Below are 21,912 nucleotides of genomic sequence, written 5' to 3' on the forward strand. Positions count from 1 at the left end.
GGCTGTCTTCTGCGATAGTCGTTAAAATCCTGTTTAACGGCTTTGCTCAAATAACTCCCGGCCGATCAGCATGCGACGAATTTCCGATGTACCTGCACCAATTTCATACAGCTTGGCGTCCCGCAGCAGGCGACCAGCAGGAAACTCGTTGATATAGCCGTTTCCGCCCAGCAGTTGTATCGCATCCAGCGCCATCTGAGTGGCCAGTTCAGCGCAATAAAGAATGACGCCCGCGGCATCCTGGCGAGTGGTTTCTCCGCGATCACAGGCCGCAGCCACAGTGTAAACATAGGCACGGGCTGCGTTCATCCGCGTGTACATGTCCGCCATTTTGGCTTGTACCAGCTGGAATTCCCCGATGGATTTTCCGAATTGTTTTCTGTCGTGGATATAGGGCAGACACACATCCAGACAGGCTCGCATAATACCCAGCGGCCCGGCAGCCAGCACCACGCGTTCGTAGTCCAGGCCGCTCATCAGCACTTCGACGCCTTTATTGAGCGGGCCCAGCAGGTTCTCCGCCGGCACTTCGCAGTCGGTAAACACCAGCTCACAGGTGTTGGAGCCGCGCATGCCTAATTTGTCGAGCTTCTGGGCGCGGGTGAAACCGGGAAAGTCACGTTCAATGATAAAGGCGCTGATACCTTTCGACCCTGCCTTGGGATCGGTTTTTGCGTACACGACAAAGGTATGGGCATCCGGTCCATTGGTGATCCACATTTTGTTGCCGTTCAGAATGTAGCGATCGTCTTTTTGGTCTGCCCTGAGCTGCATGCTGACCACATCGGAACCCGCGTTGGCTTCACTCATAGCCAGCGCGCCGACCTGCTCACCACTGATGAGGCCAGGCAGATATTTTTCTTTCTGCGTCTGGGTGCCATTGCGGAAAATCTGATTTACACACAGGTTGGAATGTGCGCCGTAACTGAGCCCGACCGAGGCCGAAGCCCGGCTGATTTCCTCCATGGCGACCACATGCGCCAGATAGCCCATACCAGCCCCGCCAAATTCTTCACTGACAGTCACCCCCAGCAAACCCATTTCACCCAGCGCAGCCCATAAGTGGGAGGGAAACTGGTTGTCTTTGTCAATTTGTCCGGCAATGGGAGCAATGGCATCGGCGGCGAAGTGGTTGACGTGATCGCGTAGCATATCCAGTGTTTCACCGAGGCCAAAGTTGAGCGGGGTAAACAGGTCTTTCATAGGATCTCCTTTATCCGGTAACCGGACTGGTCCTGAGAAACGGCTGTATTCTCAACAAGATGTCGTGATGCTCAGTTGGCGATTAGCCAACGGGCTATTTTTCTTTCGTTTTACCGTTCAGTGCCAGTTTACATCGGCTTTTGGCGGCGTTCAGTTCTTCCATGACAACCTTAATGTCGTCTAACTGGCGTTGAAGTTTGTGCTGTTTTTCGTCGATCATTGTGATCATTTGCCGCAATTGGCCGTCACTTTGGTTGGTATCGTACAGGTCAAACAGCTCGCGGATTTCGGCCAGCGAAAAACCCAGTCGCTTTCCGCGTAGAATTAATTTCAGCCGTGTTTTGTCCCGCCGCTGATAGATGCGTATGGCACCTTCTCTGTCTGGCTGGAGCAGCCCCACATCTTCATAAAAACGAATGCTGCGGGTGGTGATACCAAACTCTTTGGCAAGTTCACTGATCTTAAAGGTGTTCACCACGCTGCTGTCCTCTCGTTGCGGATTAAGCGGGACTGAATAACCGACTGTCACAGAGTGGAGTCAGAACGCTGGCCAGGCCGGCATCATGGCAACAATTCTGTACGCCTATCAACCAAATAGAAGTGATACTGTTGTTGTTTTGTTTCTTAACGTTTACGTAAATGTTAGTGCTATGCTTACGTAAACGTCAAGAAAAGTGGAGCCGGGTAATGGAAACCACCACCAAGACAGCCGCACCCCAACGCGGCGAGTCTCAGCAACCGGAAAAGGAAGTCTGGATAGTGTCTGCCAAGCGAACTCCTCTGGGCAGTTTTCAGGGGCAGTTTTCTTCTTTGTCGGCAACAACACTGGGGGCGTATGCGATAAAAGGCGCACTGGAAAGCATTGGTATTTTCGCCGATGAATTAGCCCCCGATCAGCCCGATGGTCTGAACATTGACGAAGTGCTGATGGGCTGTGTACTGCCGGCCGGCTGTGGTCAGGCGCCGGCCCGTCAGGCGGCACTGAATGCCGGTTTACCCATTTCTACAGGCTGCGTGACAGTAAATAAAGTGTGCGGATCCGGGATGAAAACCGTGATGCTTGCTGCGGATATGATCCGTGCCGGCAGTATTCACACTGCGGTGGCCGGAGGCATGGAAAGCATGACCAATGCACCGTATCTTCTCCGGCAGGCAAGGGGCGGTTTTCGCCTCGGGCATCAGACAACGGAAGACCACATTTTTCTGGATGGTTTACAGGATGCTTACGAAGGTGAACTGATGGGCGTGTATGCACAGCAGATTGCCGATGCGATGCAATTTAGCCGCGAAGACATGGATGACTGGGCTGCAATGTCAGTAGAGCGAGCGCGTCTGGCGATAGAGCATGGCTGGTTTGATCAGGAAACCTGCCCGGTGGTGGTGGCGGATCGTCGCGGGGAGCATCTGGTGAAAACCGATGAGCACCCCAGTGAAGTCGATCCGGCAAAGATCCCGCAGCTTAAGCCGGTATTTGCCAAAGACGGCACAGTGACTGCCGCTAATTCCAGCTCCATTGCCGATGGCGCAGCCGCGTTGCTGATGATGGACAGTGAAACTGCCCGCCAGCATGGTTTATCGCCCATAGCGATCATTCGCGGTCAGACAACCCATGCACGCCTGCCGTCTGAATTTACCCTGGCACCGGTAGACGCCATCCGTCAGTTGCTGGATCGTCTGAACTGGTCAGTCGATGAGGTGGATCTGTGGGAAATCAATGAAGCATTTGCGGTCGTTACGCAAATTGCGGTGCGTGAACTGCATTTAAATGCCGACAAGGTCAATATTCATGGCGGCGCTTGTGCCCTGGGGCATCCGATAGGGGCCAGTGGCGCCCGGATCATCGTCAGCCTGATACATGCCCTTCGTCGACAACAGCAGGAAGACGGCGCCGTCTGCAAAGGTATTGCCTCGTTATGTATTGGTGGCGGGGAAGCCACAGCAATCGCAATCGAATTACCGGCTCAGTAACATTCGTGCCTGGCAGCGGTGACGCCAGCTATGGTAAGACAGGTGAGAGGACGTGAAAATGATTGAGAAAGTACCTCTGTTTATTGAAGGAAAATTTTGCCAGTCGCAGTCAGATGAATGGATTGATGTGACTAACCCCGCGACCAACGAGGTCATCGCCCATCTGCCTTGCGCGCTGACATCCGAGATCGATAAAGCCATCGCCAGTGCCAAAGCCACCTTTGAGAAATGGAAAACTGTGCCCGTGCCTGAACGGGCCAGACTGATGCTGAGTTACCAGCAACTGCTCAAAGCACACCATGATGAATTGGCCTGTTTGCTCTCCAGTGAAACCGGCAAAATTCTGGCCGACGCCAAAGGGGATGTCTGGCGCGGAATTGAAGTGGTTGAACAGGCGGCAAACATCGCCAGCCTGATGATGGGTGAAACCACTGAAAACGTCGCCACTAACATCGACACTTACTCTCTGATCCAGCCACTGGGTGTTTGCAGCGGTATCACGCCGTTCAATTTCCCGGCCATGATCCCGCTGTGGATGTTCCCGCTGGCTATTGCTGCCGGTAATACCTTCATACTTAAACCTTCCGATCAGGTGCCTCTGACATCAGTCAGGCTGGCTGAATTGTTTGAACAAGCCGGTGCGCCTCCCGGTGTGCTGCAGGTCGTACATGGCCGCAAAGCCCAGGTTGATCATCTGCTGGAACATCCGGATATCCGTACTGTGTCTTTTGTCGGCTCAGTGCCGGTCGCACGCTATATCTATCAAACCGGTACACACAATCTGAAACGTGTTCAGGCGTTCGCGGGTGCGAAGAACCATCTGGTTGTCATGCCTGATGCGAACAAAGAACAGGTGATCAACAATCTGGTGGGGGCGTCCGTCGGGGCGGCTGGTCAACGTTGTATGGCAATTTCGGTTGCCGTGTTTGTTGACGGCGCAAAAGCCTGGATTCCCGAACTGAAAGAAGCCATGGCAGCCATGAAGCCCGGCGGCTGGGATGAGGAAGATGCCGCTTACGGTCCTCTGATCAGCGCGGAGGCCAAAACGCGGGTACTGCGACTGATTCAGGAAGGCAAAGCGCAAGGGGCGGTGTGCGAGCTGGATGGTACTGAATGCACAGTGAAAGATTACCCGAATGGTAACTGGGTCGGGCCGACGTTATTCAGTGGCGTCACCCCGGAAATGAGCATTTACCGCGAGGAAATTTTTGGTCCTGTGCTGGTCTGTGTCGAAGCGGCTTCGCTTGAAGAAGCGATTGCACTCATCAATAACAACCCTTACGGAAACGGGACGTCTATTTTCACCGCCAACGGCGCGGCGGCGCGCAAGTTTCAGCATGAGATTCAGGTTGGTCAGGTGGGTATCAATGTGCCGATTCCTGTGCCATTGCCTTTCTTTTCATTCACGGGCTGGCGCGGCAGTTTCTATGGTGACTTACATGCTTATGGCAAGCAGGCCGTCCGTTTTTACACCGAGACCAAAACGGTGACAGCGCGGTGGTTTGATGACGACATCCCGAAAGGCCCTAACCTGACTATAAATATGGATCATTGATGATTACCTGTGCCGGAGTAAGCGATGGATTTTGAACTCAATGAAGATCAGCGTGCCTTTGAAGAAGCAGCACGTCAGTTTGCCAGGGAGCAGTTATTACCTATGGCTGCCAGCTGGGACGAAACCTCTACTTTCCCCAAGGATGTGTTGCGTCAGGCCGGTGAAATGGGATTTCTCAGCCTGTATACACCGCCGGAGCAAGGTGGCATGGGGCTGAATCGGCTGGATGCCTCCGTCATCTTTGAACAATTGGCGATGGGCTGCACCTCAACCACAGCGTTTATGACGATACACAATATGGTGAGCTGGATGGTTGCCAGTTTCGCGACCGATCAGGCCAGAACTGAATGCTGCCCGAAACTGAGCTGCGGTGAATGGCTCGGATCTTATTGTCTGACTGAAGCTAACGCAGGTTCTGATGCGGCATCGCTGACGACCAAGGCGGTGCGTATAGGGGATCATTATGAGATCTCTGGCGCTAAAGCCTTTATTTCCGGTGCCGGAGATACGGACTTGCTGATTGTGATGGCCCGAACCGGTGAAGCCGGGCCTGACGGCATCTCGGCGTTCATAGTGCCGGCCGGTGCTGAGGGCATCAGCTATGGCCGCAAAGAGCCTAAGCTGGGCTGGCACAGCCAGCCAACACGCGCGGTGACATTCGATAAAGTCCGGATTCCGGCTTATTACCTGTTAGGTGAAGAAGGCCAGGGATTCAGATTCGCCATGAAAGGCCTGGATGGCGGCCGGATCAACATAGCAACCTGCTCCGTGGGTACCGCGCAGCAGGCGCTGAATCTGGCCCGCCAGTACATGACAGAGCGCAAACAGTTTGGCAAACCGCTGGCTCACTTTCAGGCCCTGCAATTCAAACTGGCCGATATGGCGACTGAACTGGTGGCGGCCCGTCAGTTGGTGCGATATGCCGCCAGCAAGCTGGATCGCGGCGATCCGGAAGCGACGGCGTATTGCGCTATGGCAAAACGCTTTGCAACCGATGTGGGTTTTGCGGTCTGTGATCAGGCGTTGCAGCTCTATGGCGGCTATGGCTATATCCAGGAATATCCGATTGAACGCCATTTCCGCGATGTGCGGGTACATCAGATTCTGGAAGGAACCAATGAAATCATGCGCTTGATCATCGCGCGCCGGTTATTGAACGACGATACTGCACTGCTTTGAATCGTTGTGCTCAGTCCACAGGCAAGAAGTTACCCAAACTACGTAATCACAGAGTACGCAATTAAAGATAAAGAGGGCGGGATGATGCACCCACTGACACAAACAAACGGCCCGATTGAGGTGACGATTGATGGCCATGTTGCAGTACTGACCATGAATAATCCGCCAGCTAACACCTGGACGGCAGACAGTCTTCATCAGCTGAAATCTCTGGTCGAAGCACTGAATGCAGACAAATCCATTTATGCCTTGGTGCTGACGGGAAAAGGTGAGAAATTCTTTTCTGCCGGTGCCGATCTCAAACTCTTTGCCAGCGGCGATAAAGGCGTGGCGGCTGACATGGCGTATTGCTTCGGTCAGGCCTTTGAAACATTGTCGTCGTACCGGGGTGTCTCGATTGCTGCGATTAACGGTTATGCAATGGGCGGTGGCCTTGAAGTGGCATTAGCCTGTGACATCCGCATTGCTGAGGCCCATGCGGTGATGGCATTGCCGGAAGCCAGTGTTGGCCTGCTTCCTTGCGCTGGTGGTACGCAGAATCTGGCCTGGCTGGTGGGTGAAGGCTGGGCAAAACGTATGATTTTGTGTGGTGAGCGGGTGGGCGCCTCGCAGGCGCTGGACATCCGTCTGGTTGAAGAAGTGGTGGCGTCAGGGCAAGGGCTGGAGACGGCAATGAAACTGGCGGCGGAAGTGGCTAACCAGTCCCCGACAGCGGTCACAGCCTGTAAGGCATTGATTCAGCAAGCAAGGTTTGCGCCTTTACATCAGGGGCTCATTCAGGAAAGGGAACGTTTTGTCCGCCTGTTTGATACAGCCGATCAACAAGAAGGGGTGAATGCGTTTCTGGAGAAACGTGCACCTGTCTGGAAAAACGAATAATACAGAAATACTGGATGTCGTGTCCGCCACAATGGTTATGTCTGACACGCAGCATGAAAAGATCATGAATGGAGAGATCATGACAGGAACAATCAAATTTAACGAGCTGGAATGCGCAGACGGCTCCCGCATTGGTGTCGCGGCACTGGAAAACCCCGCAGCACTGAATGCACTGACACTGCCAATGCTCAAGCAGTTAAGCATTCAACTGGCTGACTGGGAAAATGACAGCAAGATCGTGTGTGTTTTTCTTCACAGCGAGCACAGCAAAGCCTTTTGCGCCGGCGGTGACGTGCGCGCCATGTACCATGCCATGATTGAAGCCGATGCCCACAAGCAGGCCGGTGAAAGCGGCGCATCACCTGAAGCTTTTCTGACTGAATATTTCAGTGTTGAGTATCGCTGTGATTATCAGATCCATCAGTACAAAAAACCGCTCATCGTATGGGGTGAAGGCATTGTAATGGGCGGTGGTATCGGTCTGTATATGGGGGCGAGCCACAGGGTAGTAACCCCGACCAGTATACTGGCGATGCCGGAAGTCACGATCGGCTTGTATCCGGATGTTGGCGGCACCTGGTTTCTGAATCAGTTACCTTCCGGCATTGGACTGTTCTTGGGACTGACGGGGGCACGTGTGAATGCCAGCGATGCTCTCGATCTGAAAATGGCGGATTATATTTTATTGTCTGAGCACAAACAGGCCGTGCTTTCCGGTTTGCAGGCGATTGACTGGCAGCAGGCTGGGGAATCAGACCTGGCGGTCACAGCGTGTTTGAGTCAACTAGCGGAAGCCGCGAAACCAGCATGGCCGCCCAGCCAGATGATCCCGTACTTTCCTCAGATTCAGGCTGCCAGCGTAGGGCGAGACCTGAACGAAATCTGTCAGCAAATTCAGGCCATTGACGGCTTAGGTACCTGGCTGGAAACCGCGAAATCAACCCTGAAACAGGGCAGTCCGGTTACGGCGCATATTTGCTACCGGCAAATGACGGACTACAAAGCCCTTTCTCTGGCTGATTGTTTCCGCCTTGAGCTTGGTTTATCTGTTCGCTGCGGCATGCTGGGCGAGTTTCAGGAAGGCGTCCGGGCACGATTGATTGATAAGTGCGGCGAACCGAAATGGATTTTCCCCAATGTGTCGGCAGTAGATAGCAGCGTGATTGATGATCTCTTTGCACCCATGTGGAGTGATGATGATCACCCGCTGCGCAACTTAGGCGCAGAGTAATACCTGCACCCAACGCATAGAGCCGTGCTTACAGAGTCTGAACAGGAGTGTGTTATGGCAGCAATAGCATTTATTGGATTAGGCAACATGGGCAGCCCGATGGCGAGGAATTTACTCAGCGCGGGTTATCACGTCAATGTTTACGATATCAATACTGATGCGGCTCGTAAGCTGGAAAAAGAGGGGGCTAAGGTGGCGTCCTCTTTAAAAGAAGCAGTGGCCGGAGCGGATACCGTGATCACCATGCTGCCGGCAGGTCAGCATGTCCATGATGTCTATCTGGGGCCAAAAGGACAGCCAGAAGCCGGCCTGCTCAATCTGGTTTCATCCGGCACTTTTCTGATTGACTCTTCCACCATTGATCCCGCAACGGCAAAAGAAGTGGCCAGCCATGCCCAGCAGCATCAGCTGGAGTTTGTTGATGCTCCCGTCTCTGGCGGTGTTGCCGGTGCAGAAGCCGGTTCGCTGACATTCATCGTCGGTGGAACGGATTCAGCTTTTCATCGCGCCGAAGCGGTTCTGCAGCATGTAGGGAAAAACATTTTCCATGCGGGACCGGCCGGTGCCGGGCAGATGGCGAAAATCTGCAATAACCTGATGCTGGCCGTCCAAATGGCAGGCGCCTGTGAAGCGATTAATCTGGGCATGGAAAACGGACTGGATCCCAAGGTGTTGTCGGACATCATGCTGCAAAGCTCCGGCCGTAACTGGGTACTGGAGCTTTACAACCCTTGTCCTGGGGTGATGGACAATGCACCTGCCAGTAAAGGCTATCAGCCTGGGTTTATGAGTAAACTGATGCTCAAAGATTTGGGATTAGGCATGGATGCCGCACTGCAAAGTCAGACGTCTGTGCCAATGGGAGCACTGGCTCGCAATCTGTATGCGTTTCATAATGCGAACGGCAATGAACAGCGCGATTTTTCCAGCCTGTTTGAGTTTTATCACGGTGAAGTAAAACAACATTAAAGTGAAAGGAGATCAGTATGGATCTACGAAATGCTGTGATTGCAATCACCGGTGCTGGTCAGGGATTAGGGCAAATGATGGCCGTGACGCTGGCTCAGGCCGGTGCTGACCTGGCCTTGATAGATCTTAACCAGGAAGGCCTCGCGCAGACGCGAACTCAATGCCAGATGTTAAGCAGCAAAGCGTTGACCTATGCAGCGGATGTCACTCAGGAAAGCCAGGTTGAGCGGGTATTCGATCAGATCATTGACGATTTTGGTCAGCTGGATGGTTTAGTGAACAATGCCGGTATTCTGCGTGACGGCTTGCTGGTAAAAGTGAAAGAGGGCGAAGTAACAAAAATGTCCCTTGAGCAGTTCAATGCCGTGATGACAGTCAACAGTACAGGGACTTTTCTCTGTGGGCGTGAAGCTGTTGCCCGTATGATCCAGACGCAACGGCCTGGGGTGATTATTAATATTTCCAGTGTCGCCAGAGCCGGAAATTTTGGTCAGTCCAACTATGCTGCTTCCAAAGCCGCAGTAGCTACTATGGCTGTTTGCTGGGCAAAAGAGTTGGGACGTTATGGCATTCGCGCCGCGGCTATCGCGCCGGGAGTCGTCAGAACGGCAATGGCTGATCAAATGCCGCAGGAAGCGATAGACAGGCTTGAGAAAATGATCCCGTTAAAGCGTGTTGGTCAGGCCAAAGAAATTGCTCATGCGGTGAAATTTATTCTGGAAAATGACTATTTTACCGGGCGGGTGCTGGAAGTGGATGGCGGCATGAGAATGTAGTCAGCGTTGCTCTGTTTGATCAGAATTCAGGTAATACGGGCCAGTTATGGCCCGTCAATTATTGGTCCGTAAAGTATGTCGATAAACTAGGGGCCGTACACGATGGCGTACAAGGCGAGCCCGCCACCAATGACCAGCATCAGCAGCGACAGGTAGACAGTGATTTTAGTCAGTAGTGACATCCATTTAGGCTGGGTATCGGGCATAGTTTTAATATCTTCGGGTTAGTGCGTATGACATTTTTCTGTCGCGGGACAATGCCACAAAATAAACCGGCAGGCGAGTGCTATTCACATTTGATTGCAGTTTTCATCATTGTGATTCCGTGAGGTTTGTCCATCGGCTGTGAATCACATGGAATCACGGGCGGATTGCGTTGAAACGCATGGCTGATCGACTTTGCATACTGGGCCGTCAGCCGGGACTGTGACCGGGATGCCAGTGCCAGCACGATATCAATATTCGGCAGCGATGGCAGCCAATCGGCATGCAGAACCCGTAAATCTGGCGACATACTGCTTCGTGCCATTGCCCCGATGGCCAGTCCGGCCCGCACCATACCGCGTTGTGCTGTTGCACTGCTGCTGCAACTGATCAGATCAAAGCTGATTTCCTGTTTCATCAAACCATCCAGCGCCGCCGCATGAAATTTACAATCTGCCTGGAAAAGAGCAATGGGCAGTGGACGACGATGAAGTAAATCGGTTTGCGATGTGCCGTACCACACTCCCTGATCATGCATCAGAAAGTGGCCTTCTTCCGAGTCTGGATGGCGTGTCAGCATGGCGGCATCTAATTCGCCTTTATCCATCAGTTGCCTTAAACGCACGCTGGATGCACAGGTGACATGTATCTGAACCGGACCAAGTTGTTCGCGAATCAGGAAAACAAGGTGCGGCAGCAAGGTTTCAGCATAATCATCCGGGCAACCGATCAGCAAAGGTTGGGTGTCTGTATTCGATTTCAGGCTGGATACTGCCTCGTCATGCAGGCTTAACAAGCGGCGGGCATAGCTTGCTAATTGTTGCCCCTCGTGAGTCAGCACCAATTGACGACCTTCACGCTGAAACAGGCATTTATCTAGTTCCTGTTCCAGTTTTTTCATCTGCATACTGATAGCAGACTGTGTTCTGAAAGTCTGTTTTGCTGCCCGGGTGAAGCTCCCAGTATCGATAAAAGCGAGAAAGCTGCGCAGCGCATCAATATCCATAAGCGTCCCTGACGAAAATCCATCTACATGTAAGAGTCAGGCAAGCATACAGCGAGTGTGGCCAAAATGTCACGAAGCTAAACCCAGCAAACAACACAGGCAGCCATGAGGGCTGCCTGTGATCGTGACAGGGAGGGATAGAGTTGAGAGACAGACTATTACAGCTTTTCGGATGCAGTATCGGCAGTTTCCGTTGAAGGTGAACTTGCAATGTTATGAGGCGTTTCTTGTTCAAAATAAGAGAGATCACGGACATTTTTCTGAGTCACAATTGCACTGAACAGCGCGAGAACAAATGCAATGGCAAAAAAGCCTTTTTCATTCAGGGCCAGTGTATCGGCGTTCCACAGACCAATGACCATTAACGCACAGGCGATAGCCACACAGGCAATCACCAGCATTTTATATGCGCTGGTGACTTTAATGCCTTCCATTTCATCCCGTACCGTCTTTTGTAAAGTGATCACACTGAACAGGCCAAAGAGCATGACAACAAGATAGTAGCCTTTTTCATTGAGCTGAAGACCGGCATTCAGTAATCCGATGGCATAGGCACATAGTGCAATCGCGAGTGCCGCCCACGATGTGAACACGAACGCTTTGGTTGGCTTTAAAGATGAGTTCATTTTGTACCTTTAAGTAAGAAAACAAGATCGTGACGAAACGGTTAATACTGTAATCAGCTCTTTCAGATAGGCGACTGCATAATGGATGAATGTTTAATGGAATTTTTATCTATTATAAGCGCTATGTAAGCTTTTATTTGTCATACGGCGAACCAGGAAACGGAGTATCGGAGGCTTCGCCAGTGCCGTCGAAGAGTAATACGATCTGAGTGGCATCATTTGACTGATGAATAACCCATCCATTGGGGTCAGCATTTTCTTTCGGGCTGCAGTCCATACGATAAGAAAAGCAATTCATAGTGTAATACAGTCTAACGCGTGGGCCGTCTACAATTAAGTGTAGTGTTGTATTAAATGTCTTATGGTTTTTGTAGTAATTACGCAGTGCTTCAATTTTTTGCTTGGCCAGATTGCTGTCAATGGGTGAAGAGATGCGATAAAAATTAATCAATTCATCTTCGTCAGCATGATATTTGGCCCAATACCCGTCAATGTATTTAGGAATTCCAATACTGCCGATATCTGCACTAGCTCCCGAATAGCTACTTACTGCACCATGAGCAAAACTGGCTCCCCCACCTTGTGTATCTTTTATGTACATTCTTTTGATGCTGTGATCGCCGGATGTACTGCCTGCCGTGCCAGTCGAGGCAATTGGTGCTGAGGTATTTGAACAGCCTGTAAACAGGCTGCAAATAATGGGTATGATGAAGCGTTTGTCATTCATTTATCGTAAGGTGAGCCAGGAAACGGAGTATCGGAGGCTTCGCCAGTGCCGTCGAAGAGTACGACTACTTCGGTGGTGTCATCCGGAGAGCGAACAACCCAACCATTGGGGTCAGCGTTTTTTCTGGGCGCGCAGTCATTAAATTTTGCAAAACAGTTCAATGTGTAAATGAGACGAACACGCGGGCCATCAACAGCAAGTACCATTGCCGCCATATAATCTCCGTGATTTTTGTAATAGTCTCTTAATGTATCGATTTTATTCTCAGCTAGTTTGCTGTCGATAAGAGACGAAATATAGTAGTACTCTTCATACTCATCCCAGCCTTTAGACCAATAACCTTCAACTTTTTTTGGTATTCCTATTCGTCCGATATCAGCACTAGCGCCGGGATAACTACTAACTGCGCCATAAGCAAAATTTGTCCGGCCGCTATTCGTATCGGTCACAGTCATTCGTTTAATAATATGTGGGCCAGTGGTACTTCCTGCATTGCCAATCTCTGCAATTTTCGGACTGTAGGGCGTAAATGAGCATGCAGAGAGGGCAGTGCACGAAATCAATAAGATGGATAACCATTTAAGCATTTTCAAATATGTCCCTTACTATTTTATCGTCGTCGTTACGATTAGGTTTATTCACAAGCCATTCATAGACCTCAAAGTATCCAGGGTTAATGAGTGCATCATGTGGGCGATGGATCCATTTGTGACCGTGTTTTTCTACGTTAGCTTGCCAGTGCTCTTGTGAGATGGTCCCCACCGGAAGAGCGGTTAGTTTCTGCCAAAGTTGCTGAATATCACCATCTGTGACAAAGTCTTTGGGTTGCTCGTAAGCGGATGCAATCCATTTGATCCCGATGCTTTCCGCCTGTTGTTTCATGCGTTCCTGAGTTAGACCGGATAGTGCGTTGTTGACCGGTTGCAGGCGGTAATAATGCAATACGGCTTTATCTCGTTTGACAGCACCATATTGCCCATATGTATCCTGGCAGTGCTGTATCCAGCCAGGCTCTATCTCAGCTATTAAAAACTCAAGGTATGGGATCAATTTACTGTCTGGATTTTCGGGAACCGTTCTCACTCCGTCACTGGTCTGAATCACTTTACCAACCAGTGATTCTGATTTGATCCATTCTCTGTTGTAAGTCGTGAGCATGGGGAATTCATACCGTTCGTCCAGGCCTTTTTTATCATACTGTTCAATAGCGGAATAACCACCACCGACATCCGAGTGGGCGCCGGGGAAGACTTCCTCATAAAAGTTGTCTGGCAGTGTACCCTTGGTTTTCAGTGTCGTTAATGCAAAATTCACTCGGACTTCGTGATGTGCGCACAACTGCACAACGCTTTGCGCACAATCCGGCTGTAGTACAAGTTGGAAGTTGCCCTCATCGGCATTGCCGGGCCAGTAAAACGATCCGACAGTGTCAAACAGTCCGACAAAACGGACACTGACCTGTCGCGATGTATCCAATGCATAGCCTTCTTCACTGTTAAACCAGTGAGCGTCTTCTGTCCCTAACAGGTTGGGAGTGATACCAAGAGAGTCTCTCCCTTGACGCCTGCGAGTGTAATCGGGAAGCCCCTTTAACGCAGCATTGACAAAATGACGGGCTAAAGCCGCGCCTCGACTGAAGCCGAAGACATCAAATTCAATCTGAGTTATTGCATTGTAAGAACCTTTTGTATCTATGATCTTGATAATACTAGCGAGTTGTTTGAGTAAGTTTTGCCATTTGGCAAAGGCTCCTGTTGAATCAAAGACCCCCAGTGCTTGGCCAAAGGTTTTTTCATCATCGCCATCATCAATCTCACCAGGATCTTGATGGGCACCATCTACTGTTCCTACACCAGAGACATAGATTTTAGCTATTTCGCCTTCTTTTTCTTCATAGGCATCGAATAAACGCCCGATATTCGAACGGGACTTGTTGCCATAGGTCTCTTTATACAAGTCATTGTCTTTGTTCTGGCCGGTGCCGTCGAAGAATACGCCGATTCGCAGGATGCGCTGTTTTACCTGCATAGTATTGACGACAGGTGTATGGGCGAGAATTTTACTGTTCGCCTGAATATGCAGCAGGTCCGGCATCATGTAGCGCTGGTTGTAGGTGCCCCACACATTACCAAAAGGATAAGCTTTTCCTGTTTCTATGTCGGTGAGTGGAGAGGGGGCATCGGGTTGTTTGGGCTGTGTGTTACTGCTCAGCTTGGTGATTTGTAAAGTATCGCCGATTTGTAGTTTAAGGGGATCATCGTTGTACTGCGGGTTCAGATCCAGTAATTGCTTGGCAGTCAGACCGTATTGTTCTGCAATATCCGGCCAGCTTTCACGTTGTCGGGTATCCGGCCGCATTTTGACTGTGTGATGTGTTTTCGCGGCGGCGTTTTCTGACGGTGCGGTTTCCTGAGTGCTGCGCTCAAGCAGTGCCTGCGTGCGGCTGGCGATAATACTCTGCATATCCAGCGCAACGGCATGCTCTTGCAGCCAGGCCGGTGAGAGTTTGGCAAACTCGTCGTCAGAGAGCTTTTGTTTGCGAAACAGTATGTACTGGTCTGAGACGGGCTGCCCTTCGATTTTATAAGGCAGCAGCAGGCTGCTGTAATGATGATCAGACAATAATTCGTCGGTCAGTGTTGTGGCGTCAGAGCGGGTAAATTGAAAGCTCCACCTGTCATCACCGGTCAGTTTACATTCTTTAGCCAGCTTGTTGTCGCAAAAATAATAGAAGTAGCCAAGGGTGGGCCAACCAAGCCATTTTTCCAATTGCACGGCTAATTTTACCGGTACAAATTCTGCGTTGATATGGCCGGTGTTTATTGGCTGAGGCTGAATGGTATAAGAGGAGGCTAAGCCCGCCTGCAGGAAAACCTCGTGCAAAAGGTGTTTTTCTTCCTGTTCAATACAGTAAGCAGTCAGCACGCTGTGTCCGCTCTTTCCCGGTGACTTTTCCCAGCTCGTCACCGCCTTTTCTGTGGCGGTACGTTTCAGGGTCCAGCAGCCAACCTGCAAGCTGCTGAGTTCATCGAGAGAACAATAAATCAGCAGGTTACATGCGTACTCAGCGACAGGTTGCTGAGTCTTATTAGATGCAGTGACTGATGGTTTGTTCGACGAGCTATAATCTTCCAGTGGTTTATAACCCGCTTTTACAAACCTTTTGGGTTTATTGTTAATAAGCGACATAGTGTTTTTATCGAAGAGACCAAAGAATGTCTGGCGATTGTACAGGTGTAACTTATTGATGTGAATGGCTTATTTGTAGGTTAAGTGTCGTTTTCCCCTGTCATTTTCACTCTTTTTGCAGGTATTTTTTAAACTGCAGAGCGGTTCGCAAAAAGATTAAATGTTAAGTGTGAAAATGCGCTCAAGGTCATAAACATTCTGGTATACGAGGTATGAGTTGAGTGTATGAGTTCATAACGGCATAAAAATGGATGAATATACATTCTGAATCCTGATATGTGCTATCAGAATTATGCGTTAGTCACTATGCCAAGAAAGGCGTAGGGTGTACTGAAATGTTTAGACGCTATTCAGTATGAGGGCAAGATATGCAATTGATTATCGGCAATAAAAACTATTCAAGCTGGTCTTTTCGTGGCTGGCTGATGCTGGTTCAGAATGGTATACCTTTTAATGAAAATAAGCTCACGCTGTTTACCGACAATTTTTACCGAACGCTGGAAGTTTACTCACCGGCTGCGAAAGTACCTGTGCTAATTGATGGTGATGTCACGGTTTGGGATTCGCTGGCGATATGTGAATACGTAAATGAAACTTATTGTCAGGGACGTGCCTGGCCGCAGGGTAACGCAGAACGAGCGAAAGCGCGGGCAATCAGTTGTGAGATGCACTCAGGCTTTACTGCACTGCGCAATGAAATGCCGATGAACTGCCGTGCCCGACGGCATGTTGAGTTGTCTGAGGCGGCGCAGAATGATGTCGCCCGGATTGATCAGATCTGGCGTGAACAGATGCTGAAATACAGTGACAATGGTGGCTGGCTGTTTGGTGAGTGGAGTATCGCTGATTGTATGTTTGCGCCTGTCGTACTTCGCTTTAAAACCTATGGCATTGAAGTGTCCGATCTCAGCAAGCTCTATATGGATAAAGTGTTGCAGTCGGCATCGGTGAAAGCCTGGCTGAAAGAAGCATTGCTGGAAACCGATATTGTGCCGGAAGATGAAGCGGGTACAGACGTTGCACAGAGGGTTTGATTTAGCCTCGGTTTCCCTCTCAATGTTTAGAGAGGGAGATCGGAAGATAATTCTTCTCACTGGTAAGCAGACTCCGTGGTAAACTCCCGCGCTTGATGTAGGGGCAGCTCTACTTTTACCGCGTTCAGATCAACCAGGGGCGATACATGCCATTTTCTACTCTCGGACTTAGTGCACCACTGAATAAAGCAGTGGCCGAACTGGGTTACACAAAACCGACAACGATTCAGGCGAAAGCCATTCCTGTGATACTGGAAGGGCAGAATCTTATTGCTGCCGCCCAGACAGGTACAGGTAAAACAGCCAGTTTTGTGTTGCCAATACTGGAAAGACTGAGTCAAGGTCAGACCCAGCGTAAAAAGCGCGTTCGTGCCCTAATTCTGGTGCCAACCCGCGAGCTGGCGATGCAGGTGGAAGAAAAGGTCACCCATTACGGTAAGCACCTTGGTTTAACGTCGCTGGCGATGTACGGCGGTGTCGATGAGCAGCAGCAAAAGCAACGTCTGATCGACGGTGTGGATGTGCTGGTAGCCACTCCGGGCCGTTTAATTGATATGTATGGTCAGCGTGCCGTGTATTTCGAAGAAATCGAGATGGTGGTGCTGGATGAAGCGGACCGGATGCTGGATATGGGCTTTATTGAAGCCATCAACAAGATCCTGGATCGTCTGCCAGACAATAGTCAGTTTTTGCTGTTTTCTGCCACCTTGTCGAACAAGGTGCGGGATCTGGCAAAATCGGTTGTCAATAACCCGTATGAAATAAGCATCGCGGCCAATCAGGCATCAAAAGCGAATATTTCACAATGGTTAATAACGGTTGATAAAGACAAAAAATCTGCGCTCCTGAGTCATTTGATTCAGGAGAATCAGTGGGATCAGGCATTGATCTTCATAGAAACCAAGCACGGCGCAGCGAAACTGGCCTCTCAACTGGAAAAGCGCGGTATTGAAGCCGAAGCGTTTCACAGTGGCCGCAGCCAGGCTATACGTGCTCAATTGCTGGCGGATTTTAAAGCAGGCAAGATCAAATACCTGATAGCGACTGGCGTCGGCGCCCGTGGTATCGACATTGAAGAATTATCACGTGTGGTCAATTACGATTTGCCATTCCCGGCAGATGAGTATGTACACCGTATTGGCCGAACCGGCCGTGTAGATGCGACAGGTGAAGCGATCTCTTTTGTGTCAAAAGATAACTTCAAAAACCTGTGCATGATCGAAAGTCGTCTTGGACATTTGATTGAGCGTCGGGAAGTCGAAGGTTTTGCGCCGAAAAAACCTGTGCCGGTGACTGTGCTCAATTACGTCCCGAAAAACAAACGCCCCCAAAAAGACTGATGCAAGGCTGATATTGTTGTCACTTCTTATTTATTAGCGATACGCCCTGGCCGGACAGTCAGGGCGTATTGCTATTCACTCTCGCTGGGTTACTGAACTGGCGCGACTGATTGAGTATCCCGGATAGATTCCAGAGCTTGAACACGGCGGATCTGGCTGGCAGTAAATGTGGTCTGCCTGAGGTCATTCAGCGCCTGCTGCTCTTCCTCCTTCGCCAGGTTGTTATCCGCTAAAATTGCATCCCGCTGCTGAAAATAGTGCTCCAGCTTGGTTTGAAATGCTTCCCGTGCTTTGCGCAAAGTTACCAGTCTGTCAGCGGCTTCAGACCCCACTAATGCTTGTGTTCCTCTAGCGAGTTTGTAGCTTGCAGCTGCGACAACACGGCGGCATTTTGGTAGCTCTGCTGCATGACAGGTGGAAGGGTATTGATTTCCTGCTCCCAGGCATTGTAGTAATCGTCCTGATTGATTATGTGATCTTTTAATTCAAGCTGCCGTAAGGCGAGTTGGCGCTGCATATTTTCTTCGCCAAACAGCCTTTGCTGTTCTTCGATACTGAAAAATGCAGACTGGATTTGCATCACCTGCTCGTTCAATCGCTGCAGGCTTTCAGTATTTAATGGATGCCTATTGTCAGGGTTAAGATTGCTCAGTGCCGCCCGATATTGAATGAATCGCTCGAACAAGTCGTTGTCCAGCTGATAAGCCTCCGGCTGTCCGGTATTGTAAGTGTTGAAATGTGCCTTTAGTGTTTCTAGATCTGCCTCGCCAAGTCCCGACAGAAAATAATCAAAAGTATCGCGAGATGAATAAGTGTCTACCTTTGTGTCTTGCTGGGAAGGCACTTGCATAACGGGTGTATCGGAGGTCGTTGGGTAGTAGAAACAGACCGCACTCGCTGCTGCAACTACACCTATGAGTGAAAGTACGGTCTTTTTCATTATTTATAAGCCTTGTAGCTGTAAACGGTTCGCATGCTGGCGGTAAAGTGTGGTGGGCGCGGTTTCGAACAAATGCGTAATGCCCAGCAAACCGTTGATTTCATCGAGATGATTCATCTTATAATCATCACGTATCACTTTGCCCAGGTGCGAACTGCAACGGCCTACCAGACCATCATTCGGTTCGTCAAATGCCAGACCTAATACAGCCATTGCGGCATCGGTCGGGTCCAGCGCATTAGTGAAGTTACCTGTACCGCTCCACGAGAAGTAATACACGCCATTGTCAGCGATATAGTCTCCTTCACCGCATCGGGTTGTGGGGATACCTTCCGGATACTTCTGGTTAAATGCCAGCGAGCCTCCAGTGGTGAGAGCAGCCAGTGATTCAAGCGGATCTTGCGGTAATTCACTGCCGCCGGATAGAAGGTTGATCAAGGTGACCAGTCCCTGTGCCAGTTTAACGGCGATGCCTTCCGGCAGGGAGTTTTCCGGTATCGTGCCCCGGACAATATCAGCAATGCGCGAACCTTTATTCACACCGCCGATACTGGTTACAGAAGCAACCAGTTCAGGTGCAACTGAAGCGACGTAGCGGGCGGTCGGGCCCCCGTGGCTGTGTCCGATCAGGTTCACTTTTTCAGCGCCGCTGATGGCCAGCACGTCTTCCACTTGCGCCAATAGCTGCTCACCGCGTAATTCGCTACTGTTTGTGGCAGAGACCTGGGCAACATAGACGGTCGCACCGTCTTTATTGAGCGCATGTGGAATACCGTAGAAATAATCAATTCCAGCCAGGGAATCAAAACCAAACAAACCATGAACCAGTACGATGGGGTATTGGGTTTCTGTGTAGCCTTTTTCTGACACACCAGCAGTACTGGTACCTGCCTGACTGGTAAAGGTTGCGATACAGCAGATGAATAAGCTGATTAACTGTTTCATTGTCACACTCCTTGTTAGACCTCCGATGAGTTGGAATCATAGTGGCAAATTTCAGCCTCGCCTCATGGATGTTTCTCATTTGTGATCATTGTTTTGTTTTTGTTGCATATTTGTGTCTTTGTAAGAGGCTGCTTTTCATCTGTCATCACTCCACTTAGAATCACTTTGCTCAGTAAACTCTTCGTTGTCTTTAGTTACCAAAAGGAAGCCGCAATGACTCCCAATGATGTGGAAAAGCTTAAGGCTGATTACCCATTGCTTAATCAATTGATCGCTTTGGAGGAAGTGTGCTGGTTTAATCCGGCTGTCACCAGTGTGAGTGAAGCCTTACCTTACGTAGGCTTAGATGCTCAGGATATTCAGGATGCCAGTGACAGGTTGGCGAGATTTGCGCCATTTCTGGCAACTGTATTTCCTGAAACGGCAAAGACAAACGGTTTGATTGAGTCTGAGTTGGTTGATATTCCTGCGATGAAGCAGTGTCTTGAGGCTTGTTACGGCACTGAGATTGCGGGTCGTTTGATGCTGAAAAAAGACAGCCATCTGCCTATTTCCGGCTCGATCAAAGCGCGGGGCGGTATTTATGAAGTCCTGACACACGCTGAAAAACTGGCGACAGAAGCCGGGCAGCTGTCTGTTTCCGATGATTACAGTAAATTGCATTCGGATGCTTTCAGGGATTTTTTCAGCCAGTACAGTATTGCGGTCGGCTCGACAGGTAATCTGGGGATGTCGATTGGCATTATGAGTGCCAAACTGGGCTTCTCTGTGTCGGTTCACATGTCAGCGGATGCCAGGGAGTGGAAAAAGCAGAAGCTCAGAGACCATGGCGTGAATGTGGTGGAGTATGAACAAGATTATGGCGTTGCGGTAGAAAAAGGGCGCAAAGAATCAGAGAAAGATCCGCGCTGCTTTTTTATTGATGATGAAAATTCCCGTACCTTGTTTCTTGGCTATTCTGTGGCCGGTGAACGTCTGAAAAAGCAATTCGAAGAGCAGGGGATTGTTGTTGATCATGCGCACCCGCTGTTTGTTTATCTGCCATGCGGCGTCGGGGGCGGGCCGGGTGGCGTTGCCTTTGGATTAAAAATGGCGTTTGGCGATCACGTTCACTGTATTTTTGCTGAACCCACTCATTCACCCTGCATGTTACTGGGGGTGCATACAGGTTTGCATGATGCGATCTCTGTACAGGATATTGGCCTGGATAATTTAACGGCAGCCGATGGGCTTGCAGTGGGCCGGGCGTCTGGTTTTGTCGGTCGGGCTATGGAGAGAATGCTGGACGGGTATTTCACGCTGTCGGATGAGCACATGTACCGTTTGTTGGGGCAGTTAGCCCAAAGCGAGGGCATTGAACTGGAGCCGTCTGCCTTGGCGGGTATGCCCGGTCCCGTGCATGTCAGCCGGGATCATGACTATGTCGCTAGCATGCTGTTAGATCACCAGAAAATGAAAAATGCGACTCATCTTGTCTGGGCAACGGGCGGTGGCATGGTACCACCGGAAGAAATGGCGTCATACTTAGCTAAATCTGGTGTTGATACTGTGTCTTAAGTGGATGAAATCTGAAACGTCAGGGGGCTGGACTCAGCCCCCGGTTGACCACCCGTCATAGTAATATCAATGCTGGTCTTATCGTGAATATCGAAGCTTGTCAGACTCACGTTCATATTGATGGGGTGTATGAGGTTACCTTGTGATGTCCGCAGATCTGCTGCGATAAAAAACTTGTCACTCAGCAGAAACGAAGTCTGAAAGCCATTACTCAATGCGTTATTCGCAATGACGCGATTGTTCTTCAGTAACTGAATACCTGTATATTTATTATCAGTGGTTTTCATCGCACTGAGAATATTACTGTCTTGAGTAATGAGCAGGCCATGTTCATCGTGGTGGGGGAGTTTCTCCAGGGATACATTTCTGGCAACACTGTAATTACCATGGTTATCACAGAGCCGGTAACTGTAACTTGTCTCTACTCTGAACGGGTGACGCCATCGGAATTGGCAATACGGAATGACTTTCCATGCGATGCATCTTGTTTCTTCATCCAGATGATTGTGCTGAAAGATGGTGACACTCGGTAAATGAGTGTTCAATGATAAATTGCGAAAGCAGATATCCGTTTGCATACTTCC

22 protein-coding genes are annotated in these 21,912 nt (G+C 50.1%); 10 read left to right on the forward strand and 12 right to left on the reverse strand.

Going from position 1 to position 21,912, the window contains the following annotated elements; genetic code table 11:
• Positions 1-33 precede the first annotated feature (33 nt).
• Together Q4491_RS10580 and Q4491_RS10585 are read right to left on the reverse strand one after the other, a co-directional pair.
• Positions 34-1,203 carry an isovaleryl-CoA dehydrogenase gene (locus Q4491_RS10580; RefSeq protein WP_303457361.1) on the reverse strand — a complete coding sequence of 390 codons (1,170 nt, stop codon included), beginning with the start codon at positions 1,201-1,203 and terminating at the stop codon, positions 34-36.
• A gap of 94 nt (positions 1,204-1,297) precedes the next feature.
• Positions 1,298-1,678 carry a MerR family DNA-binding transcriptional regulator gene (locus Q4491_RS10585; RefSeq protein WP_303457559.1) on the reverse strand — a complete coding sequence of 127 codons (381 nt, stop codon included), beginning with the start codon at positions 1,676-1,678 and terminating at the stop codon, positions 1,298-1,300.
• A gap of 212 nt (positions 1,679-1,890) precedes the next feature.
• Here Q4491_RS10585 and Q4491_RS10590 point away from each other — a divergent pair, with 212 nt between their 5' ends.
• The 7 genes from Q4491_RS10590 (at position 1,891) to Q4491_RS10620 (ending at position 9,760) form a co-directional block, all read left to right on the forward strand.
• Positions 1,891-3,171 (forward strand): thiolase family protein, encoded by a 1,281-nt coding sequence (locus tag Q4491_RS10590; protein ID WP_303457364.1) that lies wholly within the window; start codon positions 1,891-1,893, stop codon positions 3,169-3,171.
• Between the two features lie 58 nt (positions 3,172-3,229).
• On the forward strand, positions 3,230-4,726 hold the full coding sequence (locus tag Q4491_RS10595) for a CoA-acylating methylmalonate-semialdehyde dehydrogenase (RefSeq protein WP_192013634.1): 1,497 nt from the start codon (positions 3,230-3,232) through the stop codon (positions 4,724-4,726).
• 24 nt (positions 4,727-4,750) lie between these two features.
• Complete coding sequence (locus Q4491_RS10600; RefSeq protein WP_192013636.1) at positions 4,751-5,905, forward strand: acyl-CoA dehydrogenase family protein; 1,155 nt, start codon at positions 4,751-4,753, stop codon at positions 5,903-5,905.
• Positions 5,906-5,989: 84 nt separating this feature from the next.
• On the forward strand, positions 5,990-6,784 hold the full coding sequence (locus Q4491_RS10605) for an enoyl-CoA hydratase (protein WP_155804810.1): 795 nt from the start codon (positions 5,990-5,992) through the stop codon (positions 6,782-6,784).
• Positions 6,785-6,863: 79 nt separating this feature from the next.
• Positions 6,864-8,015: an enoyl-CoA hydratase/isomerase family protein gene (locus Q4491_RS10610; RefSeq protein ID WP_303457370.1), complete on the forward strand. Its 1,152-nt coding sequence runs from the start codon at positions 6,864-6,866 to the stop codon at positions 8,013-8,015.
• Between the two features lie 54 nt (positions 8,016-8,069).
• Positions 8,070-8,984, forward strand: a complete 915-nt coding sequence (gene mmsB / locus Q4491_RS10615; RefSeq protein WP_303457372.1) for a 3-hydroxyisobutyrate dehydrogenase — start codon at positions 8,070-8,072, stop codon at positions 8,982-8,984.
• A 17-nt stretch (positions 8,985-9,001) separates the two neighbouring features.
• Positions 9,002-9,760, forward strand: a complete 759-nt coding sequence (locus tag Q4491_RS10620) for an SDR family oxidoreductase (RefSeq protein ID WP_303457374.1) — start codon at positions 9,002-9,004, stop codon at positions 9,758-9,760.
• A gap of 86 nt (positions 9,761-9,846) precedes the next feature.
• On the opposite strand, the gene Q4491_RS10625 is transcribed toward Q4491_RS10620, so the two are convergent.
• From Q4491_RS10625 to Q4491_RS10650, 6 genes are all read right to left on the reverse strand, one after another.
• A complete protein-coding gene (locus Q4491_RS10625; protein ID WP_225444986.1) occupies positions 9,847-9,966 on the reverse strand; it encodes a 3-ketoacyl-ACP reductase in 120 nt (39 codons plus the stop codon).
• A gap of 80 nt (positions 9,967-10,046) precedes the next feature.
• A complete protein-coding gene (locus tag Q4491_RS10630; protein ID WP_192013642.1) occupies positions 10,047-10,970 on the reverse strand; it encodes a LysR family transcriptional regulator in 924 nt (307 codons plus the stop codon).
• Between the two features lie 158 nt (positions 10,971-11,128).
• Positions 11,129-11,596, reverse strand: a complete 468-nt coding sequence (gene yiaA, locus Q4491_RS10635) for an inner membrane protein YiaA (RefSeq protein ID WP_192013644.1) — start codon at positions 11,594-11,596, stop codon at positions 11,129-11,131.
• Between the two features lie 133 nt (positions 11,597-11,729).
• Positions 11,730-12,323 carry a hypothetical protein gene (locus Q4491_RS10640; protein ID WP_303457378.1) on the reverse strand — a complete coding sequence of 198 codons (594 nt, stop codon included), beginning with the start codon at positions 12,321-12,323 and terminating at the stop codon, positions 11,730-11,732.
• Positions 12,320-12,910: a hypothetical protein gene (locus Q4491_RS10645; RefSeq protein WP_303457379.1), complete on the reverse strand. Its 591-nt coding sequence runs from the start codon at positions 12,908-12,910 to the stop codon at positions 12,320-12,322. The genes Q4491_RS10640 and Q4491_RS10645 overlap by 4 nt, the downstream gene beginning before the upstream one ends.
• Positions 12,903-15,512 carry a DUF2235 domain-containing protein gene (locus Q4491_RS10650; protein ID WP_303457381.1) on the reverse strand — a complete coding sequence of 870 codons (2,610 nt, stop codon included), beginning with the start codon at positions 15,510-15,512 and terminating at the stop codon, positions 12,903-12,905. The genes Q4491_RS10645 and Q4491_RS10650 overlap by 8 nt, the downstream gene beginning before the upstream one ends.
• A gap of 368 nt (positions 15,513-15,880) precedes the next feature.
• Here Q4491_RS10650 and Q4491_RS10655 point away from each other — a divergent pair, with 368 nt between their 5' ends.
• Both Q4491_RS10655 and Q4491_RS10660 read left to right on the forward strand, forming a co-directional pair.
• The gene (locus tag Q4491_RS10655) at positions 15,881-16,546 is read left to right on the forward strand and encodes a glutathione S-transferase family protein (RefSeq protein WP_192013652.1); all 666 of its coding nucleotides are present in this window, start codon (positions 15,881-15,883) and stop codon (positions 16,544-16,546) included.
• Positions 16,547-16,692: 146 nt separating this feature from the next.
• Positions 16,693-17,886 (forward strand): DEAD/DEAH box helicase, encoded by a 1,194-nt coding sequence (locus Q4491_RS10660; RefSeq protein ID WP_192013654.1) that lies wholly within the window; start codon positions 16,693-16,695, stop codon positions 17,884-17,886.
• A gap of 89 nt (positions 17,887-17,975) precedes the next feature.
• Here the strand turns inward: Q4491_RS10660 and Q4491_RS10665 are convergent, their stop codons facing one another.
• The 3 genes from Q4491_RS10665 to Q4491_RS10675 are packed head-to-tail and all read right to left on the reverse strand — an operon-like array spanning position 17,976 to position 19,771.
• Complete coding sequence (locus tag Q4491_RS10665; RefSeq protein ID WP_303457386.1) at positions 17,976-18,218, reverse strand: lipase secretion chaperone; 243 nt, start codon at positions 18,216-18,218, stop codon at positions 17,976-17,978.
• Positions 18,218-18,826: a lipase secretion chaperone gene (locus Q4491_RS10670; protein ID WP_303457388.1), complete on the reverse strand. Its 609-nt coding sequence runs from the start codon at positions 18,824-18,826 to the stop codon at positions 18,218-18,220. Before Q4491_RS10670 ends, Q4491_RS10665 begins: the two co-directional genes overlap by 1 nt.
• Before the next feature lie 3 nt (positions 18,827-18,829).
• Positions 18,830-19,771, reverse strand: coding sequence for a triacylglycerol lipase (locus Q4491_RS10675; protein ID WP_303457390.1), 942 nt, complete (start codon positions 19,769-19,771; stop codon positions 18,830-18,832).
• A gap of 213 nt (positions 19,772-19,984) precedes the next feature.
• On the opposite strand from Q4491_RS10675, the gene Q4491_RS10680 reads away from it, so the two are divergent.
• A complete protein-coding gene (locus Q4491_RS10680; RefSeq protein ID WP_303457392.1) occupies positions 19,985-21,328 on the forward strand; it encodes a D-serine ammonia-lyase in 1,344 nt (447 codons plus the stop codon).
• Here Q4491_RS10680 and Q4491_RS10685 read toward each other — a convergent pair.
• Entirely contained in the window at positions 21,325-21,906 is a 582-nt protein-coding gene (locus Q4491_RS10685; RefSeq protein ID WP_192013662.1) for a hypothetical protein, read from the reverse strand. The genes Q4491_RS10680 and Q4491_RS10685 overlap by 4 nt on opposite strands.
• Positions 21,907-21,912 lie beyond the last annotated feature (6 nt).

It is taken from the genome of Photobacterium sp. 2_MG-2023, from assembly GCF_030547675.1.
In the GTDB taxonomy this organism is placed as follows: Bacteria; Pseudomonadota; Gammaproteobacteria; order Enterobacterales; family Vibrionaceae; genus Photobacterium; species Photobacterium arenosum.

Excerpts from the sequence above, each read along its gene's own strand:
- Q4491_RS10675 (WP_303457390.1), bottom strand. The coding sequence starts at position 19,771 with ATGAAACAGTTAATCAGCTTATTCATCTGCTGTATCGCAACCTTTACC.
- Q4491_RS10590 (WP_303457364.1), top strand. The coding sequence starts at position 1,891 with ATGGAAACCACCACCAAGACAGCCGCACCCCAACGCGGCGAGTCTCAG.
- Q4491_RS10660 (WP_192013654.1), top strand. The coding sequence starts at position 16,693 with ATGCCATTTTCTACTCTCGGACTTAGTGCACCACTGAATAAAGCAGTG.
- Q4491_RS10685 (WP_192013662.1), bottom strand. The coding sequence starts at position 21,906 with ATGCAAACGGATATCTGCTTTCGCAATTTATCATTGAACACTCATTTA.
- Q4491_RS10600 (WP_192013636.1), top strand. The coding sequence starts at position 4,751 with ATGGATTTTGAACTCAATGAAGATCAGCGTGCCTTTGAAGAAGCAGCA.
- Q4491_RS10610 (WP_303457370.1), top strand. The coding sequence starts at position 6,864 with ATGACAGGAACAATCAAATTTAACGAGCTGGAATGCGCAGACGGCTCC.
- Q4491_RS10630 (WP_192013642.1), bottom strand. The coding sequence starts at position 10,970 with ATGGATATTGATGCGCTGCGCAGCTTTCTCGCTTTTATCGATACTGGG.
- Q4491_RS10670 (WP_303457388.1), bottom strand. The coding sequence starts at position 18,826 with ATGAAAAAGACCGTACTTTCACTCATAGGTGTAGTTGCAGCAGCGAGT.
- Q4491_RS10580 (WP_303457361.1), bottom strand. The coding sequence starts at position 1,203 with ATGAAAGACCTGTTTACCCCGCTCAACTTTGGCCTCGGTGAAACACTG.
- Q4491_RS10595 (WP_192013634.1), top strand. The coding sequence starts at position 3,230 with ATGATTGAGAAAGTACCTCTGTTTATTGAAGGAAAATTTTGCCAGTCG.
- Q4491_RS10650 (WP_303457381.1), bottom strand. The coding sequence starts at position 15,512 with ATGTCGCTTATTAACAATAAACCCAAAAGGTTTGTAAAAGCGGGTTAT.
- mmsB (WP_303457372.1), top strand. The coding sequence starts at position 8,070 with ATGGCAGCAATAGCATTTATTGGATTAGGCAACATGGGCAGCCCGATG.
- Q4491_RS10640 (WP_303457378.1), bottom strand. The coding sequence starts at position 12,323 with ATGAATGACAAACGCTTCATCATACCCATTATTTGCAGCCTGTTTACA.
- Q4491_RS10605 (WP_155804810.1), top strand. The coding sequence starts at position 5,990 with ATGCACCCACTGACACAAACAAACGGCCCGATTGAGGTGACGATTGAT.
- Q4491_RS10645 (WP_303457379.1), bottom strand. The coding sequence starts at position 12,910 with ATGCTTAAATGGTTATCCATCTTATTGATTTCGTGCACTGCCCTCTCT.
- Q4491_RS10620 (WP_303457374.1), top strand. The coding sequence starts at position 9,002 with ATGGATCTACGAAATGCTGTGATTGCAATCACCGGTGCTGGTCAGGGA.
- Q4491_RS10625 (WP_225444986.1), bottom strand. The coding sequence starts at position 9,966 with ATGCCCGATACCCAGCCTAAATGGATGTCACTACTGACTAAAATCACT.
- Q4491_RS10680 (WP_303457392.1), top strand. The coding sequence starts at position 19,985 with ATGACTCCCAATGATGTGGAAAAGCTTAAGGCTGATTACCCATTGCTT.
- Q4491_RS10655 (WP_192013652.1), top strand. The coding sequence starts at position 15,881 with ATGCAATTGATTATCGGCAATAAAAACTATTCAAGCTGGTCTTTTCGT.
- yiaA (WP_192013644.1), bottom strand. The coding sequence starts at position 11,596 with ATGAACTCATCTTTAAAGCCAACCAAAGCGTTCGTGTTCACATCGTGG.